The sequence below is a fragment of the Caulobacter sp. CCG-8 genome, from assembly GCF_037402475.1.
Taxonomy (GTDB): domain Bacteria; phylum Pseudomonadota; class Alphaproteobacteria; order Caulobacterales; family Caulobacteraceae; genus Caulobacter.
The window spans coordinates 93,358-110,009 of record NZ_JBBEUD010000009.1 but is presented as its reverse complement, the minus strand read 5'-3'; the positions used below and the strand labels follow the sequence as shown (position 1 = coordinate 110,009).

General features: G+C 69.5%; 20 protein-coding genes. 4 read left to right on the top strand and 16 right to left on the bottom strand.

Annotation, left to right across the window (positions count from 1 at the left end):
* Positions 1-29: 29 nt before the first annotated feature.
* Positions 30-269 (top strand): 30S ribosomal protein S21, encoded by a 240-nt coding sequence (rpsU, locus tag WAE60_RS10905; RefSeq protein WP_089924448.1) that lies wholly within the window; start codon positions 30-32, stop codon positions 267-269.
* A 207-nt stretch (positions 270-476) separates the two neighbouring features.
* Here the strand turns inward: rpsU and WAE60_RS10900 are convergent, their stop codons facing one another.
* Together WAE60_RS10900 and WAE60_RS10895 are read right to left on the bottom strand one after the other, a co-directional pair.
* Positions 477-1,439, bottom strand: a complete 963-nt coding sequence (locus WAE60_RS10900) for an alpha/beta fold hydrolase (RefSeq protein ID WP_337686383.1) — start codon at positions 1,437-1,439, stop codon at positions 477-479.
* An 89-nt stretch (positions 1,440-1,528) separates the two neighbouring features.
* A complete protein-coding gene (locus WAE60_RS10895; RefSeq protein WP_029914305.1) occupies positions 1,529-2,311 on the bottom strand; it encodes a M23 family metallopeptidase in 783 nt (260 codons plus the stop codon).
* A gap of 287 nt (positions 2,312-2,598) precedes the next feature.
* Here WAE60_RS10895 and WAE60_RS10890 point away from each other — a divergent pair, with 287 nt between their 5' ends.
* Complete coding sequence (locus WAE60_RS10890) at positions 2,599-2,991, top strand: UrcA family protein (RefSeq protein ID WP_337686380.1); 393 nt, start codon at positions 2,599-2,601, stop codon at positions 2,989-2,991.
* A gap of 81 nt (positions 2,992-3,072) precedes the next feature.
* Here WAE60_RS10890 and WAE60_RS10885 read toward each other — a convergent pair whose 3' ends face one another.
* The 10 genes from WAE60_RS10885 to WAE60_RS10840 all read right to left on the bottom strand — a co-directional run bounded on the left by WAE60_RS10885 (position 3,073) and on the right by WAE60_RS10840 (position 10,886).
* Complete coding sequence (locus tag WAE60_RS10885) at positions 3,073-4,491, bottom strand: NAD(P)(+) transhydrogenase (Re/Si-specific) subunit beta (protein WP_337686377.1); 1,419 nt, start codon at positions 4,489-4,491, stop codon at positions 3,073-3,075.
* Positions 4,488-4,979 (bottom strand): hypothetical protein, encoded by a 492-nt coding sequence (locus tag WAE60_RS10880; RefSeq protein WP_337686374.1) that lies wholly within the window; start codon positions 4,977-4,979, stop codon positions 4,488-4,490. Before WAE60_RS10880 ends, WAE60_RS10885 begins: the two co-directional genes overlap by 4 nt.
* Positions 4,976-5,857 carry a hypothetical protein gene (locus tag WAE60_RS10875; RefSeq protein ID WP_337686371.1) on the bottom strand — a complete coding sequence of 294 codons (882 nt, stop codon included), beginning with the start codon at positions 5,855-5,857 and terminating at the stop codon, positions 4,976-4,978. Before WAE60_RS10875 ends, WAE60_RS10880 begins: the two co-directional genes overlap by 4 nt.
* 30 nt (positions 5,858-5,887) lie before the next feature.
* Positions 5,888-6,223, bottom strand: coding sequence for a proton-translocating transhydrogenase family protein (locus tag WAE60_RS10870; RefSeq protein WP_337686368.1), 336 nt, complete (start codon positions 6,221-6,223; stop codon positions 5,888-5,890).
* Positions 6,224-6,251: 28 nt separating this feature from the next.
* Positions 6,252-7,394, bottom strand: coding sequence for a Re/Si-specific NAD(P)(+) transhydrogenase subunit alpha (locus tag WAE60_RS10865; RefSeq protein ID WP_197026722.1), 1,143 nt, complete (start codon positions 7,392-7,394; stop codon positions 6,252-6,254).
* A 120-nt stretch (positions 7,395-7,514) separates the two neighbouring features.
* Positions 7,515-7,745, bottom strand: coding sequence for an aa3-type cytochrome c oxidase subunit IV (locus WAE60_RS10860; RefSeq protein ID WP_029914316.1), 231 nt, complete (start codon positions 7,743-7,745; stop codon positions 7,515-7,517).
* A gap of 61 nt (positions 7,746-7,806) precedes the next feature.
* Positions 7,807-8,757: a glycosyltransferase family 9 protein gene (locus WAE60_RS10855; RefSeq protein ID WP_337686493.1), complete on the bottom strand. Its 951-nt coding sequence runs from the start codon at positions 8,755-8,757 to the stop codon at positions 7,807-7,809.
* A gap of 150 nt (positions 8,758-8,907) precedes the next feature.
* The gene (locus tag WAE60_RS10850) at positions 8,908-9,417 is read right to left on the bottom strand and encodes a hypothetical protein (protein ID WP_029914321.1); all 510 of its coding nucleotides are present in this window, start codon (positions 9,415-9,417) and stop codon (positions 8,908-8,910) included.
* A 69-nt stretch (positions 9,418-9,486) separates the two neighbouring features.
* Positions 9,487-10,410 carry an alpha/beta hydrolase gene (locus WAE60_RS10845; RefSeq protein WP_337686365.1) on the bottom strand — a complete coding sequence of 308 codons (924 nt, stop codon included), beginning with the start codon at positions 10,408-10,410 and terminating at the stop codon, positions 9,487-9,489.
* A 2-nt stretch (positions 10,411-10,412) separates the two neighbouring features.
* Positions 10,413-10,886 (bottom strand): PaaI family thioesterase, encoded by a 474-nt coding sequence (locus WAE60_RS10840; protein WP_337686363.1) that lies wholly within the window; start codon positions 10,884-10,886, stop codon positions 10,413-10,415.
* A 119-nt stretch (positions 10,887-11,005) separates the two neighbouring features.
* On the opposite strand from WAE60_RS10840, the gene WAE60_RS10835 reads away from it, so the two are divergent.
* Together WAE60_RS10835 and WAE60_RS10830 are read left to right on the top strand one after the other, a co-directional pair.
* Positions 11,006-11,518 carry a sigma-70 family RNA polymerase sigma factor gene (locus tag WAE60_RS10835; RefSeq protein ID WP_337686361.1) on the top strand — a complete coding sequence of 171 codons (513 nt, stop codon included), beginning with the start codon at positions 11,006-11,008 and terminating at the stop codon, positions 11,516-11,518.
* Positions 11,508-12,104 carry a hypothetical protein gene (locus tag WAE60_RS10830; RefSeq protein WP_337686360.1) on the top strand — a complete coding sequence of 199 codons (597 nt, stop codon included), beginning with the start codon at positions 11,508-11,510 and terminating at the stop codon, positions 12,102-12,104. Before WAE60_RS10835 ends, WAE60_RS10830 begins: the two co-directional genes overlap by 11 nt.
* Before the next feature lie 166 nt (positions 12,105-12,270).
* Here WAE60_RS10830 and WAE60_RS10825 read toward each other — a convergent pair whose 3' ends face one another.
* The 4 genes from WAE60_RS10825 to WAE60_RS10810 are packed head-to-tail and all read right to left on the bottom strand — an operon-like array spanning position 12,271 to position 16,647.
* The gene (locus WAE60_RS10825; RefSeq protein ID WP_337686359.1) at positions 12,271-13,125 is read right to left on the bottom strand and encodes a pirin family protein; all 855 of its coding nucleotides are present in this window, start codon (positions 13,123-13,125) and stop codon (positions 12,271-12,273) included.
* Entirely contained in the window at positions 13,125-14,483 is a 1,359-nt protein-coding gene (locus WAE60_RS10820; RefSeq protein ID WP_337686357.1) for an AarF/UbiB family protein, read from the bottom strand. The genes WAE60_RS10825 and WAE60_RS10820 overlap by 1 nt, the downstream gene beginning before the upstream one ends.
* A complete protein-coding gene (locus tag WAE60_RS10815) occupies positions 14,483-14,845 on the bottom strand; it encodes a nuclear transport factor 2 family protein (RefSeq protein ID WP_337686354.1) in 363 nt (120 codons plus the stop codon). Before WAE60_RS10815 ends, WAE60_RS10820 begins: the two co-directional genes overlap by 1 nt.
* 11 nt (positions 14,846-14,856) lie before the next feature.
* Positions 14,857-16,647 (bottom strand): M3 family oligoendopeptidase, encoded by a 1,791-nt coding sequence (locus WAE60_RS10810; protein WP_337686352.1) that lies wholly within the window; start codon positions 16,645-16,647, stop codon positions 14,857-14,859.
* Between the last annotated feature and the right edge of the window lie 5 nt (positions 16,648-16,652).

The window sequence follows — 16,652 nt, the reverse complement described above, 5'->3', positions numbered from 1 at the left end:
TGGTCGGGCCGTCGAATGGAGAGAGACCCCTGGTCCAGATTTTCGTCCGCGACAACAATGTCGATCAGGCGCTCAAGGCCCTGAAGAAGAAGATGCAACGCGAAGGCAGCTTCCGTGAAATGAAGCGCCACGTGCACTACGAGAAGCCGTCGGAAAAGCGCGCCCGTCAAAAGGCCGAAGCTGTCCGCCGCGCCCGCAAGCTGGCCCGCAAGCGCGCTCAGCGCGAAGGCCTGCTGCCGATGCCGAAGAAGCCGGCCGGCGCGCGCTAAGCGACGCTTTCCAGGTTTCTGGAAACACCAAACCCGCCCGGAGCGATCCGGGCGGGTTTTGTTTGCCTGAGAGCTGGATGACGCCCCCCTTGCCCCCACCTGACGGCTTCGCCGTCTGTCCGCCCCCGTAGGGGGCTGAGCCTCGCGCTTCAGGCTCTTCCCCCTCTGGGGGAAGACGACCGCGAAGCGGTCCGTAGGGGGCAAGTGCTAGCCGCCCCTCCCGCCCACGAACTCCACCGCCTTGACGATATGCCCCGCGAACTGCTCGCCCAGCAGCCGCGTATGGGTGGCCGCCTCGACGTGGTCCACATAGCCGTGCGCCGACCGCTCGGCCGGGGCGGACTGCATGGCCTTGCGCTTCTCGCGGCCCTGGACCGGCCCGGCGGTCACCACGGCCACCGGCCAGGCGGGATCGTAGGCCGGGACGGCGACCGCCTGCCGGGCCGACTCCGACCACAGCTCGACCTCGGCGGCGGCGGTGCGGTTGTGGCGGCCGTTGGCGAAGGCCCAGCGCTTCTCGGCCTTGGCGGCCGGCGGCAGGCCGATCTTGTCGCCGAGACTGGTGTAGACCAGCGGCTTGTAGAGCCCCAGCGACGCGCCCCGCGCCGCCCAGCGCGAGGCCGTGGCGAAGGCCTGGATGAAGGGCTTGAAGGCCTCGGTTTCCGAGGCGTCGGCCGTGGCGGCGTCGACCAGCACCAGGCCGGCGATCTTGTCGGGGTTGCGTCCGGCGTATTCGCGCAGGCGCAGGCCGGCCATCGAGTGGCCGACCACGATGAACGGTCCCTGCTCGCCGGAGGCGGCGACCAGCTTCTCGAAGTCGGAGACGATGGCCAGGCCATCGCGCGGCGCGGGCCCGGGCGGCGAGAAGCCCATGCCGGCCCGATCGTAGGCGCAGGACCGCCAACCGGCCTTCGTCAGGGCTTCCTGGGTCGCGCCCCAGTCGGCGGCGAAACCGAAGGCCCCCGCCTCCAGCCAGACCACCGGGCGGTCGCCCGTCGCGCCCTGGGCGGGCCCTTCGCAGACCAGCCGCAGCTGTCGGCCCTCGCCGATGTCCACCATCTTGCCGCGCGGCGCGGGATGCCCGGCCGCCGACATCAGGCCGCCCACGGCGACGAACGAGACAAGGAAAAGAGCGAATCCGGCAACGGCGCGTCCGAGGAACTTGAGCATGCGGCCACTCTAGCCGAGCGTCGGTGTCCGTCGAGTGACGGCCCTGTGGAAAACGCATGGAGGGCCGGGACGCCCAAAAGGCGGGAGCCCTAGCCGTCGACCACGTTGATCCGCGTGCGGATGCGGCCGCCCTTGACGCGGGTGACCACGCCCTCGCCGTTGGCCGACATTTTCGCCTTCACGCCGTCGGGCCAGCGCGAGACCGTGGCCAGGCGCACCTTGCGGCCCACCTTGGCGGCGGCCTTCAGGGGCAGGTCGTCCTTCTGCGCGAAGGTCTTGCCCATGAACAGGGCCGGGTTCAGCGGCTTGCCGGCCTTGTTGCGCAGCTCGAAATGCAGGTGCGAGCCCGTCGAGCGGCCGCTGCTGCCGACATAGGCCACCGTGGTCCCGCGCTTGACATAGGCCCCGCGCTTGAAGCCCGCGTCGCGGCCGAGGTGGGCGTAGAGGGTGCGGAAGCCGTCCTTGTGGGCCACCTCGACGAACCGGCCGTAGGTGGACGAGACGCCGCTGCGCATGACGATGCCGTCGGTGGCCACGTGGACCGGCGCGCCGACCGGGGCGGCGATGTCGACGCCCTCGTGCAGGCGGCCGTTCTCTTCCCACGGCATCTGGCGCAGGCCGAACGGCGAATTGACCACATGGCCCGGCAGCGGGGCGTCGAACACGAAGGCGGGCGGCGGCGGGGGCGGCGGCTCGGGGGCCGTGACGGGCTCTGCCGCGGTCGCCGGCGCGGGCTGCTCCAGGCCGGCGCTCATCGCCCCGATGGTCGTCACCGCATTGACCGCGCCCCAGACCACGATGGCGCCGCCCAGCGCGGCGAACGCGACGAGCGAATAGGGCGACGTGGTTGCGGCCAGGACTCGAGACGCCAAGAGCGATCCTCACAGACGGGCGGTCGACCCAAAGGTCCCGCCGAAGCGGGCTCCCATCCCACAGGTGACCTTTCGGGATGATGAAGGCGTAGCCCTATGCCGCGTCCATGAGGCGAAAAGGCGGCGCAGCTTAACCATTGGTCAACCATGGCCATGATCCGCGAACAGATGATCCACGCCGACATTACAGGAAGTTTAGAACATTACTTTGAGTACACTTCTTTAATTACACGTCATGAAGGAGACGTAACGAGTATTCATGAGAATACCGGAATATACCTTTGGGCATGGCGCAGGGACGCGCCGCCGACATCAACCGAAGGGACGATCCGATGCGCAAGTTCATGACCAGTCTGGCCGCCGTGGCCACCGTCACCCTGGCCGCCGTGCCCGCCCTGGGCCTGCTGCAGGCCGCCCACGCCGAAACCACCGCCACCATCTCGCTGGTGGGCCTGAACCTCTCCAACCCCGCCCACGCCGCCGAATTCAACGCCCGCGTCGACGCCGCCGGCGAACGCGTCTGCCGCACCCTGGTCCACGACAACCCCACGGGCGACTTCACGATCGCCGGCTGCAAGGACGGCATCCGCAAGCAGGCCGCCGCCCAGCTGTCGCAGAGCCAGCGCGAAGCCCTGAAGATGGCCGTCCGCGCCACCCCGGTCTCGGTCGCCGCCCGCTGAGCGACCGCATGATCCAGACAAGCAAAAGGCCCCGGACGGGAACGTCCGGGGCCTCTTCTTTTGCAGACGGGATCGCAGGCCCTAGAGCCCCTTCACGATCCCCTCGACCATCTTCTTGGCGTCGCCGAACAGCATCATGGTGTTGTCGCGGAAGAACAGCTCGTTCTCCACGCCGGCGTAGCCCGAGCTCATGCCGCGCTTGATGAACAGCACGGTGCGGGCCTTCTCGACGTCCAGGATCGGCATGCCGAAGATCGGGCTCTGCGGGTCGGTCTTGGCGGCCGGGTTGGTGACGTCGTTGGCGCCGATCACGAAGGCCACGTCGGCCGTCGAGAACTCGCTGTTGATGTCCTCCAGCTCGAACACCTCGTCATAGGGCACGTTGGCCTCGGCCAGCAGCACGTTCATGTGGCCCGGCATGCGGCCGGCGACGGGGTGGATGGCGTACTTCACCTCCACGCCCTCTTCCTTCAGCTTGTCGGCCATTTCGCGCAGGGCGTGCTGGGCCTGGGAGACGGCCATGCCGTAGCCCGGGACGATGATCACCTTGCTGGCGTTCTTCATGATGAAGGCCGCGTCGTCGGCCGAGCCCTGCTTGACCGGACGGGTCTCGACCTTGCCGCCGGGGCCGGCGGCCGCGGCGTCGGCCCCGAAGCCGCCCAGGATCACCGAGACGAACGATCGGTTCATGCCCTTGCACATGATGTAGGACAGGATCGCGCCCGACGAACCGACCAGGGCGCCGGTGATGATCAGGGTGGTGTTCTCCAGGGTGAAGCCCAGAGCCGCGGCGGCCCAGCCCGAATAGCTGTTCAGCATCGACACGACGACCGGCATGTCGGCGCCGCCGATCGGGATAATCAGGGTCACGCCAATCAGCAGGCTCAGCGCGAAGATCGCCCAGAAGGCCCAGATGGCCGCACCGCCCGAGATCACCAGCACCACCACCAGGGCCACGATGGCCAGGGCAATGACGATGTTCAGCAGGTGGCGGGCCGGCAGCAGGATCGGCGCGCCGCCCATGTTGCCGTTCAGCTTGGCGAAGGCGATGACCGAGCCGGTGAAGGTGATGGCGCCGATGGCCAGGCCCACCGACAGCTCGATCAGGCTGTTGAGGTGCACATGACCGTCCGCGCCCAGGATGCCGTAGGCCGCCGGGGTGTAGATCGCCGCCACGGCCACCAGACAGGCGGCCATGCCGACCAGGCTGTGGAAGGCCGCCACCAGCTGGGGCATCGAGGTCATCGGCACCTTGCGGGCGATCACCGCGCCCACCCCGCCGCCGACGGCCACGCCGCCGATGATCAGGCCGATGGTCACCGGGTCGAGCGCGCCCTGGCTCCACAGGGTGGCCAGGGTGGTCAGCACGGCGATGGCCATGCCGATCATGCCGTAGGTGTTGCCCTTGCGGCTGGTCTCGGGGCTGGACAGCCCCCGCAGCGCCAGGATGAAGAGCACCCCCGACACGATGTAGAGGATGGCGGCGAGATTGGCGTTCACGGGTGTTCCCCCATTGCGGCTGCGGACGCCGCGTTGTTGGCGTTGTCGGTTTTTCGCTGGGGACGACCAGCAGAAGAGTCGGTTGGCACCACGGCGCCCCCCAACTTGAATCCACCTGCGACGAGCAGGAGCAGGGCTATGATTTTACTCGGGAGGTCATGGTCCCGCCGCGAGCTTTCCACGTGGTGCAGCATCGCGTTCGCGAGCACGACGGTTTGATCCCGCTCGCGGGGCGGTACGATCGTCGGAAGGGCGACAAACTGCGCAACCACGCCCCTCAGCACTGCCACGTCTTCATGGAAACCTCGACGACGCTCGAGTTCAGAAATCCTGATCTCGACGCCCAGCGCGGCGGCCAACGAAAAATAAGAGAGTCCAATGAGCATTCCGCTCAACCGGGCTTGTCGATGCCGGACCACAAACGCACCGGCGGCCATGCCGATCGCGATGAACCCGAAAGCGAAACTGGTGAGGTGCGGCACGATCAACGCCCGCCCTCCTGAGGACTCAACTCCGGCGCGGCGTTGACGCCGAACCGGGGTGGATGGCCCGAAGGCAGGCCGGAGAGGTCGTAGCGCGGCGGCTCGTAGTGGTTGGCCGCCGTGTAGGGCGCGGCGAAGCGGGGCTGGCCGTCGGGACCGGCCAACTCGTCCTCGCGCACGAAGAAGGCGTTGGCGCCGGAGAGATTGCAGCCGACCAGGGCGTAGCCCTTGGCGCGGCCCAGGGCCTCCAGGCTGGTGAGGCTGGCGCTGTGATAGTTGCCGCCGTCCCAGACCCGGTCGGCCTTGTACTCGGCGACGAAGGGCACGGGCGGCGGATAGGCGGCGTTGTATTCGATGATCAGGACGCGCGGGCGCACGGCCTCGATGGCCTTCCAGATCCAGTAGTCGTTGCCGTCGATGTCGATCGACAGCAGGTCCACCGAGGCGGGCGTGGCGGCGGTCCCGCCGGCCCAGGGGCCCAGCAGGCCGTCGATGTTCTCGGCGGTGACGAAGGCCTTCTGGACGGTCAGGCGCCCCTGCCCCACGGCCACGGCCTGGTGCTTCTGGGCGGCCTCGACGTACTTGTCCGAACCGTCCAGCCACAGGCCGCTCCAGCCGGCCATCAGCAGCAGGGCGGTGTTGCATTCCACCCCGGCCTGGACGCCGAACTCGATGAAGCGCCGGTCGCCCTCGCCGATGCGGTTGAAGATCTCGAGGACGATGCCGTCCTCGTCGTTCTGGCTGTAGGTCTTGCGGCCATGGGCGATCAGCCGCCCGGGCTGGCGAGCCCGTTCGCTGCCGCGCAGCTCGTCCCACCAGCGCTCCAGCGCGATGCGCCGCAGGCCGTCGGAACGGTTGGCGATTTTCTTGATCGCGCTGAACATGGCCCGAAGGCTCCCGTCGCCTTCCGCGCCCTATTTCTTCTCTTTCTTCTTGTACATCGCCAGCATGCGCTGGGTGACCAGGAAGCCGCCGAAGATGTTGACCGCGGCGAAGGCGGCGGCGACCGCGCCGGCCCCCTTGGAGATCCAGGTCGAGGCGGCCACCGTGCCGCCGTCCAGGTCGGCATTGGCGCCGTGGGCCGCGGCGGCCAGCAGGGCGCCGACGATGATCACCGACGAGATGGCGTTGGTCACGGCCATCAGCGGGGTGTGCAGCGCGGGCGTCACGCTCCAGACCACGTAGTAGCCCACGAAGATGGCGAGCACGAAGATCGCCAGGCGGAACACGGTGGGGTCGACGGCTTCCATGGGAGCCTCCCTATTTCGATGCGTGGAGTTAGGCGGTCTTCAGAGAAGGGTGCACGACTTCGCCGCCCTGGGTGACCAGGGCCGCCTTGAGGATCTCGTCCTCGAAGTCGGGGGCGAAGGCGCCCTCCTTGTTCAGGAACAGGCTCGACAGGGCGAAGAGGTTGCGGGCGTAGAGCGCGCTGGCGTCGGTGGCGATGCGGCCCGGCAGATTGGCCGCGCCCAGGATCTTGACGCCGTTGGCGGTGACCACGGTTTCGTTCAGCTTGCCGCCCTCGACGTTGCCGCCGGCCTCGATGGCCAGGTCGACCAGGATCGAGCCCGGCTTCATCGACGCCACCTGGGCGGCGTTGACCAGCTTGGGCGCGGGGCGGCCGGGGATCAGGGCCGTGGTGATCACGATGTCCTGCTTGGCGATGTGCGAGGAGACCAGCTCGGCCTGCTTGGCCTGGTATTCCTTCGACATTTCCTTGGCGTAGCCGCCGGCGGTCTGGGCGTTCTTGAACTCTTCGTCCTCGACGGCCAGGAACTTGGCGCCCAGCGACTCGACCTGCTCCTTGGTGGCCGGACGCACGTCGGTGGCGGTGACCACCGCGCCCAGGCGGCGAGCGGTGGCGATGGCCTGCAGGCCCGCCACGCCCACGCCCATCACGAAGACCTTGGCCGCGGCGACGGTGCCGGCGGCGGTCATCATCATCGGCAGGGCCTTGCCGTAGGCCTCGGCGCCCTCGATCACGGCGCGATAGCCGGCGAGGTTGGCCTGGGAGGACAGCATGTCCATCACCTGGGCCCGCGTGATGCGCGGGATGAACTCCATGGCGATGGCGCTGGCGCCGGCCTTGGCCAGGGCGTCCAGGGTTTCCTTGTCCTGGTGCGGATTGAGCGCGGCCGCGACGATCGCGCCCTTCTTCAGGGCGGCGATCTCGGCGGCTTCGGGGGCGCGGACCTTGAACAGGACGTCGGCGTCCTTCAGGGCGTCCTTCGCCGTCTTGGCCAGCTTGGCGCCGGCCGCTTCGTAGTCGGCGTCCGGATACGACGCCGCGATCCCCGCCCCGGCCTGCACGACGACCGTGAAGCCGGCGGCAGCCAGTTTCTTCACGGTCTCGGGCGTGGCCGCGACCCGCGTTTCACCCGCGCGGGTCTCTTTCGTGACGGCGATGACGGCCATCGGCATACCCCTCCCAAGGACGCTGCTTGCTCCGACGAGCTTGCGCGTCTCTCTAGGGGATGTTCTTGCCCGATGTCGAGCCTTACGCTCGCGTCAGAGGCAAAAAAATTCCGATGTCTACCGGTGTCAGTGGGCGGAGGCGGGCTTTTCGCGCAGGAACACGACGCCCACGATCGCCAGCACGATTCCCGGGACCAGACCACCGATGAAGCCGGCGGCGGTGCAGAACCACAGGGTGATCGTCAGCAGCAGGACGGCCACGGCCAGCGAGCCCCACTTGGTCATCTTGCCGAAACCCTCGAAGGTCGCGGCCTGCTCTTGAATGTCCATCGAACCGCGTTGGTAGTCGCCGGCCATGTCTGTTTCCTAGGTGGAATTAAAAAAACGCCCCGCCGCTTACAACGTGCGGCGCGTGGGCTCAAGCCGCCGCGATGTCGCGGTTGGCCCAGGCCTCGTCGGTGAACCGCGTTCGCACAGCCGCGACGGCCTGGTAGACCGAAATGTCGGCGATCCGCCCTTCCCCACCGTCCAGCCGCGAGAGCCAGCGCGAATAGGCCGGTACGGGGCTGGTGCCCATCAGGCCGACGGCCGGGCGGCCGACCGAGGCGGCGACGTTCAGAGGTCCCGAGTCGTTGCCCAGGAACCCGGCCGACAGGGCGATCAGGGCCGCGCCCTGGTCCAGCGGCAGGTCGAAGACGGCCACGTCGCGGCCAGGAGGCTGAGCCTCGATCACGGGCGCGGCCCGCGCGGCGTCACCGGGCCCGCCTAGCCAGAAGACGGTCGGGAATAGGTCGGCCAGGGCCGTCGACACGGCGGCGAAACGCTCGGCGGGCCAGGTGCGGGCCGGCTCGCTGGCCCCCACGCCCAGCACCAGCCAGGGCCCGGGCCGGTCGCCGAACCGCGCCTTGACGGCGGCCACGGCCTTGGGGTCGAGCAACAGGCCCGGCTCGCGGCTGTCGACCTTCAGCCCATGCAGGGCCTCGAAGGCGGCCAGCTTGGCCAGGCGATGCTCGGGCCGCATGGCCTTGGGCAGGAACGGCCCCCGCAGCCACTGCTCCTGGCTGGAATGGCCCAGGCCGAAGCCGCGCCGGTCCGGCACCCCGGCCAGCCAGGCGGCCTGGGCGGGACGGCCGATCTTCTCCAGGATCCAGACGGCGCGCGGCTTCACCGCGCGGCAGATGCGCCAGAAGTCGAGGACCTCCTTCACGCCCTTCAGCGATCCGGCGAAGTGGCGGGCATAGATCACGCCGGCGATCGTCGGCTCGACCGCCAGCACCTCGGCGGCGCGGCTGGACGGCCGGGCGGCCAGCACCACCGTCCCCTCAGGCGTGGTCGCCGCGATGGCCCGGAAGGTCGGCAGGTGCCACATCAGGTCGCCGATGCCCCGGTCGGGAGCGTAGACCAGCACGGGACCGGCAGGGTTTTTCGCGTTCACGAAGGATCAGGCTCCCGACTAGGCCCCGACTAAGGCCCTTGGGGGCTTAACGGGCGGCGCGGGCCTTGTCATCCCGGCCGGTCGTCAACGGCCGCCCAGCGCCCACAGCCGGTAGGCGTTCAGGTCCTCGACCATCTTCTCGGGCGAGCCGGGCCAGCCCTTGGGCAAGGCTCCGTCGGCCCCGAAGCCGCGCGCGATCCGGCCCAGGGCCGTCTGCTTGCGGGCGGCGGGCACGAGATTGTAGCCGATCATCTTGCCGCCCCGGGGCAGCTTGTAGACGAAGAGGCTCTCGACATCGCGCCAGAGCACGGTCTTGGGGGACCGGACGAAACCTCCGCGAAGCGTGAAGCCCTTGGCGTCCAGCTCCAGGACCTGGGGACGCAGCAGCATCCAGGTGAAACTCGCGATGCACAGCGTGACGAAGCCCAGGGCGAGCCATCCCTTCCAGCCGGTCGACGGATCCCTGACCATCCAGACCGCGAGGGCGAAGAAGACCAGGCTGCCCGCCAGGTAGAGCGACATCTTGAGGCGCGACGCCTCGATGGTCCGCGGCCCGACCTGCGTGCTGATCCCGACATCGATTGGCTTGCCCATGACCGTCCCCCAAAAGCGTGGCCACAGGCTAGCCAGCGGACCGGCGGCGGGACAAGCCCCGCGTGCGCCCTACTCCCAGCCCGCCAGCAGTCCCCGCAGCCCGGCCACGAAGGCCAGCGGTTGGTCCACCATGACGTGGTGATCGGCGTCGGGGATGGCGACGCGCAGGACGCTGCCCGGCATCTCGCCGAACATGTAGGCCAGGGTGTCTTCGCGCATCAGGGCCGAGCGCTCGCCCCACATCACCGCCGCCGGGCAGGCGATGCGCGGCAGCAGCAGGCCAAGGTCCGGCATCGAGAACCGCTGCCAGATGGCTGGATCGAATTTCCAGGTCCAGCCGCCCTCGACCTCCTTCAGAGAGCCGCGCGCGATGTGGTCGGCGATGTAGAGGTTCTCGCAGCCCTGCGGCGGGGCCAGGCGGAAGCGGCTCAGCGCCTGCTCCAGGGTCGGATAGACCCGGTTGGCGGCGTCGGGACGCGAGGGCGGGCCCTTCCAGCGCTTCTCGGGCGGCTGGATGCTGCTGTCGACCATGACGATGCCGCGCAGCCGGTCGGCGTGCTCGACGCCGCAATAGAGGGTGGGGAAGCCGCCGAACGAGTGGCCGACCAGGATCGGCTTCACGCCGCCCGCCTCCAGGCCCGCCGCCTCGACCGCCGCGAAGATCTCGGCCGCGAACGATTGCGCCGAATAGGCTGGCCGCCAGTCCGAGCCGCCCATGCCCGACCACGAGATGGCCGCGCAACGCCAATCCTTCGCGAAGAACGGCGCGATGAAGCTCCACCAATCGGCGTGGGCGCCGTTGCCGTGCAGGAACAGTAGGCCCGGCTTGCCGATCTCGCCCCAGGTCAGCAGCTCGATCTCCGCGCCCTCGACGGGGATGCGCGAGCGCTCGGGCGCGACGGCGACGGCGGCCTCGAACCAGGCCGGAGCCGGCGGCCGTTCGCCGTTGAACGGACCCAGCAGCGAGACGGGGGCGGGACGGTCGTCGGCCATCGCTAGGCCTCCGCCTTGTAGGCGACCTCGCCCGGGCGCGGAGCGCGGGGCGACAGGGCCTTGAAGACGCCCGTGCCGGTCATCAGGGTCCGCTCGCCGGCCCAGATGCGGCCGCGCACGGTGAAGACCAGGTCCTGTTCCGAAATCAGCTCGCCCGCGCCCTCGACGAAATCGCCCAGTTGGGCGCCCGACAGGAAGTCGCAGTTCAGGCGGACCGTGACCCAGCTGTAGGACTTCTGCAGCGAGATGATCCGGCCCCAGGCCATGTCGGCGAAGCTCATCAGCATGCCGCCGTGGCAGTTGCCCAGGCCGTTGGTGTGGTGCTCCTCGACGCGGAAGCCCAGGGTCGCCTCGCCGGGCCCTGCGCGCTGTTCGTATAGCGGCCCGATCTGCCGGCCGAAGCCGCGCGACCAGTTCAGCTGGCTGTAGCCCTCGGGAATGGCGGCGGCCTGGGCGTCTGTGAGATCGTCGGACATGGGACAAAGTCTAACGAGCGTTTGAAGCGTGGCAAGCATGCCCCGAACGGAAGCCTGTCCGCACCCGTGTAAGGACGGCGCGGCTGCCGGCGTCTAACCTTTCGAAAACGGGGCGCACCATGGCGGCTGGACGACAGGAGGACGAGGCTTTCGCGGCGTGGCTGGCGTCGCACCTGGGCGCCCTGCGCCGGGTGGCCCGCGCCTTCGCCGAGCCGGCCGACCAGCACGACCTGATGCAGGAGCTGACGGTGGCCCTGTGGAAGGCCCGGCCGCGGTTCCGGGGCGAGGCCGCCGACGCCACCTTCGTCCACCGCGTGGCCCACAACGCCGCCCTCACCTGGCGGCGCGGCGAGACCCGGCGGCGGCGACGCCAGGACGCTGCGGCGGCCGAACTGGCCGTGCGGGCGGACCACCCGGACACGCCCGAGGCGGGCCTTCTGGAGCGCCTATACGCGGCGATCCGCACCCTGCCGCCGCTGGACCGGTCGCTGATCCTGCTGTCGCTGGACGGCCTGGCCTACGAGCAGATCGCCGGGCTGCACGGCCTGACGCAAACCAATGTCGGCGCGCGACTGACCCGCATCCGCGCCCGGCTGACGACCCTGGTGAAGGAGGACGGCGATGGAGTTTGACCGTCTCGAACAGGCCTGGCGATCGGAGGCCAACACCCCCGACGCCCGGGCTCAGGCCTATCTGATGGAGCAGATGATGCAGATGCTGAAAGCCCGCCGTCGCGGCGAGACCCTGCTGTTCGCGATCCCGGTCGCGGCCATGACCCTGTTCACGGCGATCGCCGCGCGGTCGTTCCTGACCGGCCGCAGCGATCTCGCCCACGAATGGGGCGCCCTGGCCATGCTGGCGGTCTGCTGGGCCGTGCTGGCGGCGGTGTTCTTCGCCGCCTTGCTGGTCAGGCGGCCGCGCGGCGACGGCTCGCCGGTGCGCCAGACCCTGGAGGCCATGCTGGCCGCCAACCGCCGGGCGCGGATCAACTACCGGATCTTCTGGATGAGCCTGCCGGTGTTCATCCTGCCCACCCTGATCGGCGTGTTCCAGCTGAACGAAGTGGGCAAGGCCACCGACCGCAACGTCTGGCAGATGCTGCTGCTGTTCGGCGTGGCCCTGGCCGCCAGCCTCGGCTGGAACGCCCTGCGGTTCTTCAAGGTGCTGAAGCCCGAGCAGCGGCGGCTGGAGGGGCTGCTGAAGGAATATCGGGAGTAGCTGAAGGACCGGTGGTCAAACCATCTCTTGTCATCCCGGAAAGCGTGAAGCGCTTGTCCGGGACCCAGGGCAGCCGCACCGCATCAGCCCGGCCCCCTGGGTCCCGGATAGCCTCTGCGAGGCTTCCGGGATGACAACGATTTGGGAAGCTTGAAACGCCCGTCCGTTACCCCGGCACGGCCCCGAACTTGCCGGCGTTGTAGTCGTCGATCGCCTGGATGATCTCTTCCCGGGTGTTCATCACGAAGGGGCCGTGGGCGAAGACCGGTTCGCCGATCGGCTCGGCATGGCCCAGCAAGACCACCGCCCCCTCCGGCGCGGTGAAGGCCACCGCGTCGCCGTCGTCGTTCAGCTCGACCAGGCTCCATTTCGGGACCGCCTGGCCGCCGACCACGATCCCGCCGGAGACCACGTACAGGAACACCGCCCTGCCCTTCGCCACCAGCAGGTCCAGCGCGCCGCCGGGAGCCAGGCGCACGACGCTCATCTCGATGCCGATCAGCGACGGGAACGGACCGGTCACGCCGGCGACCTCGCCCGAGATCACCTCCACGGTCGCGCCGCCGGCTTCGACCTTGGGAATCTCCGCGCCCTGCAGGCCCAGATAGTTCGGCGTGGTCATCTTCAGCCGGCCGGGCAGGTTGACCCACAGCTGCAGGATCTCCATCGGCCCGCCCGCGCGCTTGAAGCTCTCCGGCGACAGCTCGGCGTGGACCAGGCCGCTGCCGGCCGTCATCCACTGCACGCCACCGGGGCCGATGATGCTTTCGTGCCCGCCGCTGTCGAGGTGCGACAGCTCGCCGTCCAGGATGAAGGTCACGGTCTCGAAGCCGCGATGCGGATGCGGTCCGAACGGCAGGCCGCGGTTGTTCGGCGGATAGACCTGCGGGCCGTGGTGGTTGAGGAACAGGAACGGGTCCAGCTGCGGGATCGCCGGCCCGGGCAGCGGCCGCCGGGTGACCAGGTCGCCGATGTCGTCGCGATGGGCGGGGTGCAGGCGCTTCAGGGTTCTGGGGCTCATCAGGAAACTCCGGCCGCGCTCAGCACCGCCGCCTGCCGCGCGGCCAGGCCCTCTTCCGAGAAGCCCTCAAGCGACTTCTCGAACAGCGCCTTCCAGTTATGCCGCGCGCCCAGGTGCAGGAAGGCCGCGCCCAGGCCGATGGCGGCGCGGTCCATGAACACGAATTCACGGGGGATGGTGATCGGACCCTTGTCCTTCAGGGCCTGGCGCACCTTGAAGGCCTCGCGGCGGCCGTACTCGCCGGGCGGGGTGTCGTCGGCGACGCTGCGCACGCGGTCGTCCAGCAGCGGGCCGTAGATGAAGCGGGCCCAGACGTTCAGCACGTCGACCAGGTCGTCGGTCAGGTTGGCGAAGCCCCAGCTGCGATAGGCCTCGACCTGCTCGGCGCGGTCGTCGTTGGACAGGGCGCGGTAGAGCCGCACCACCCCGCCCACGAACTTCGGCGGGAAGATGCGGATGCAGCCGAAGTCCAGCAGGTTCAGGTGCGCCGCGCCTTCTCCGCCGAACGTGTAGTTCCCCAGGTGCGGGTCGCCGTGGATGATGCCCAGGTGGGTCATCGGGCTCCACCAGGCCTCGAACAGCAGGGCGGCGATGCGGTCGCGGGTCTCCTGCGGGGCGTCCTTGAAGGCCAGCAGGCCCCGGCCCTCCAGCCAGGTCATGCTGAGCAGGCGCTTGGTCGACAGCGACGGGACGGGCTCGGGAACCTGGATGTCGTCGCGGCCGGTGAAGAACCCGCCATAGACGGCCATCAGCTTGGCCTCGCGCTCGTAGTCCAGCTCCTCGCGCAGCCGGTCGCCGATCTCGACGATGGCCTCGCTGGGGTCGATCGAGCCGTCCATGCGCTTGAACAGGCCGATCAGGGCGCGCAGTTGGCCAAGGTCGCTTTCGACCGCGCTCTGCATGTCCGGATACTGCAGCTTCACGGCCAGGGCGCGGCCGTCGGGGCCGACGGCGCGGTGCACCTGGCCCAGCGACGCGGCGGCGGCGGCCTCGTGCTCGAAGCTCTGGAACCTGGAGGCCCAGTCCGGCCCCAGTTCGGCGGCCATCCGGCGGCGGACGAACGGCCAGCCCATGGCCGGGGCGTTGGTCTGCAGCTCGGCCAGCTCGGCGGCGAACTCGGGCGGCAGCAGGTCCGGCACGGTGGCGAACATCTGGGCCGCCTTCATCAGCGGGCCCTTCAGCCCGCCCAGGGCCGCCTTCAGCGCCTTGGCGTTGCGGGCGTCGGCGCCCTCGCCGCCGAACAGGCTGTTGGCGCCGTAGCTGACCGCCGCGCCGGAGAGGCCGGCCCCGACCTTGGCGAAGCGCGACACGCGGCCGGCCAGGCGATTGCGTTCCGGATCGCGGGGGTCGTCGGCCATCAGCCGAACTGCCGGGAGTCGTAGAAGAACCGCTCACGGACGATCCGGTCGCCCTCCCAGACCTGGTGGGTCAGTTCCTCGAACCGCAGGGTCTCGCCCTTCTGGTTGGTCATCAGGAACACCCACTGGATGACGACATTGTCGCCGTCGTGCAGGACCATGGCCGCCGGCTGGGTGTCCATCTTCGACAGCCGCGCCAGGGCCGCCGCCTCGTGCGCGACCAGGACGTCGCGACCGACGCGCGGCTGGGCGTTGTTCTCCTGCATCGAGGCGTTCGGCGCATAGAAGCGCTCGATCGCCTCCACGTGCTCGTTGCGCTCGACGGTGGCGATGAAGTCGGCCAGGCGGTCCTTGGTGGGCATTCCAGCTCCGATCAGACGAGGGCCTCGAACTCGTCGACCAGGCGTTCCAGCTGGGCGCAGCCCGCGGCCCAGAACGCCTTCTCGCGCGGGTTCAGCCCGAAGGGCTTGAGCGCCTCGACATAGGTGCGCGTGCCCCCTGCCGCCAGCAGGTCCTCGTACAGCGGCGCGAAGCTTTCCGGGTCCTCGCGGCGCTTCTCCATCAGGCCGCGCACCAGCAGGTCGCCGAACGCATAGGCGTAGACGTAGAACGGCGCGTGCACGAAGTGGCTGACATAGGCCCAGTAGTGTTCGTAGCCCTCGTTCAGCACGACGGCCGGGCCCAGGCTCTCGCCCATCACGTCCAGCCACAGCTTGCCGATCTGGTCGGGCGACAGCTCGCCGTCCTTCCGGGCCTCGTGGAAGCGGCGCTCGAACCGGTGGAAGGCGATCTGGCGGACCACGGTGTTGAGGCCGTCCTCGATCTTGCCGGCGAGGAGCCCCATGCGATCCTTCGGCGCGGCCTCGGCCAGCAGGCGGTCGAACACCAGGCCCTCGCCGAAGATCGAGGCGGTCTCGGCCAGGGTCAGGGGCGTGTCGGCCAGCAGGGTGCCCAGCGGCGCGCACAGGGTCTGGTGCACGGCGTGGCCCAGCTCGTGGGCCAGGGTCAACACGTCGCGCCGCTCGCCCATGTAGTTCATGAAGACGTAGGGGTGCCGCTCGGCCGTCACCGGGTGGGAATAGGCCCCCGACTGCTTGCCCGCGCGCGGCCGGGCGTCGATCCACGGCTTGTCGAAGAAGGTCTGGGCCGTGTGGGCGAACTTCGGGGCCAGGGCCTGGAAGCTTTCCAGCACGATGCCCTGGGCCTCGGTCCAGTCGTAGTTCCTGGGCGCGGCGGCGGTCAGGGGCGCGTTGCGGTCCCAGTAGTCCAGGGTCTTGCGGCCCATGACCTTGGCCTTCAGCGCGTAGTAGCGGTGCGACAGGCGCGGATAGGCCTCGACCACCGCCTGCTCCAGGGCGTCGACCGCGTCGGCGTCGACCTCGTTGGCCAGGTGGCGCGACTGGGCGGGGCTGTCGAACCGCCGCCAGCGGTCCTCGACCTGCTTTTCGAAGGCCAGGGTGTTCATCACCAGGCCCTGGGTCGAGGCGCGCTCTTCCAGCGCCTTGGCCAGGCCGTCGGCGGCGGCCTTACGGCGCTTGCCGTCCGGGTCCGACAGGCGGTTCAGCGCCTCGGGCAGGGTCAGGCTTTCCTTGCCGACGCTCGCCGTCAGCTTGGCCAGGGTCTCGTCGTACAGCCGCACCCAGTTGGCCACGGCCGGTCCGCGATCGACGATGTAGCGCTCCAGGTCCGGCGTCAGCTCGTGCGGACGCGACAGGCGCAGGCGGCGCAACCAGGGCCGCCAGCGCTGGGCGGCGGGATGGACCTCGAGGGCGGCTTCCAGCTCGTGGTCCTCCAGCTGGTTCAGTTCCAGCGAGAAGAACAGGCTTTCCGAGGCGATCTGCGACGAGCGGGCCCGCAGGTCGGCCTCGAACTTGGCCCAGGCCGGGTCGTCGCGGGCGGTCGAGGCGGCCAGGCCCGCATAGGCCCCCACGCCCCACAGGCCGTTGGTCGCCTGCTCGTAGAGGCGGATCCCGCGATCCAGCAGCACGCCCAGGCGCTCGGGCTCGCCGCGGGCCTGGAGGAACAGGCCCTCCAGGCTGGCCAGTTCGTCATTGGCGGCCTTGGCGGCGGCCAGGTCGGTCTCGATCCTGGGATCCTCGCGGCCGGCGTAGAGGTCGGCGAGATTCCACTCGGGCAGGGCGTCGGTCTTGAAGGGCGCGTTCATGGCCC

Coding starts and splice junctions, on each gene's coding strand:
- WAE60_RS10900 (WP_337686383.1), bottom strand. CDS start 1,439: ATGCTCAAGTTCCTCGGACGCGCCGTTGCCGGATTCGCTCTTTTCCTT.
- WAE60_RS10890 (WP_337686380.1), top strand. CDS start 2,599: ATGGCGCAGGGACGCGCCGCCGACATCAACCGAAGGGACGATCCGATG.
- WAE60_RS10875 (WP_337686371.1), bottom strand. CDS start 5,857: ATGTTCAGCGCGATCAAGAAAATCGCCAACCGTTCCGACGGCCTGCGG.
- WAE60_RS10870 (WP_337686368.1), bottom strand. CDS start 6,223: ATGGAAGCCGTCGACCCCACCGTGTTCCGCCTGGCGATCTTCGTGCTC.
- WAE60_RS10865 (WP_197026722.1), bottom strand. CDS start 7,394: ATGCCGATGGCCGTCATCGCCGTCACGAAAGAGACCCGCGCGGGTGAA.
- WAE60_RS10860 (WP_029914316.1), bottom strand. CDS start 7,745: ATGGCCGGCGACTACCAACGCGGTTCGATGGACATTCAAGAGCAGGCC.
- WAE60_RS10855 (WP_337686493.1), bottom strand. CDS start 8,757: ATGTGGCACCTGCCGACCTTCCGGGCCATCGCGGCGACCACGCCTGAG.
- WAE60_RS10850 (WP_029914321.1), bottom strand. CDS start 9,417: ATGGGCAAGCCAATCGATGTCGGGATCAGCACGCAGGTCGGGCCGCGG.
- WAE60_RS10845 (WP_337686365.1), bottom strand. CDS start 10,410: ATGGCCGACGACCGTCCCGCCCCCGTCTCGCTGCTGGGTCCGTTCAAC.
- WAE60_RS10840 (WP_337686363.1), bottom strand. CDS start 10,886: ATGTCCGACGATCTCACAGACGCCCAGGCCGCCGCCATTCCCGAGGGC.
- WAE60_RS10835 (WP_337686361.1), top strand. CDS start 11,006: ATGGCGGCTGGACGACAGGAGGACGAGGCTTTCGCGGCGTGGCTGGCG.
- WAE60_RS10830 (WP_337686360.1), top strand. CDS start 11,508: ATGGAGTTTGACCGTCTCGAACAGGCCTGGCGATCGGAGGCCAACACC.
- WAE60_RS10825 (WP_337686359.1), bottom strand. CDS start 13,125: ATGAGCCCCAGAACCCTGAAGCGCCTGCACCCCGCCCATCGCGACGAC.
- WAE60_RS10820 (WP_337686357.1), bottom strand. CDS start 14,483: ATGGCCGACGACCCCCGCGATCCGGAACGCAATCGCCTGGCCGGCCGC.
- WAE60_RS10815 (WP_337686354.1), bottom strand. CDS start 14,845: ATGCCCACCAAGGACCGCCTGGCCGACTTCATCGCCACCGTCGAGCGC.
- WAE60_RS10810 (WP_337686352.1), bottom strand. CDS start 16,647: ATGAACGCGCCCTTCAAGACCGACGCCCTGCCCGAGTGGAATCTCGCC.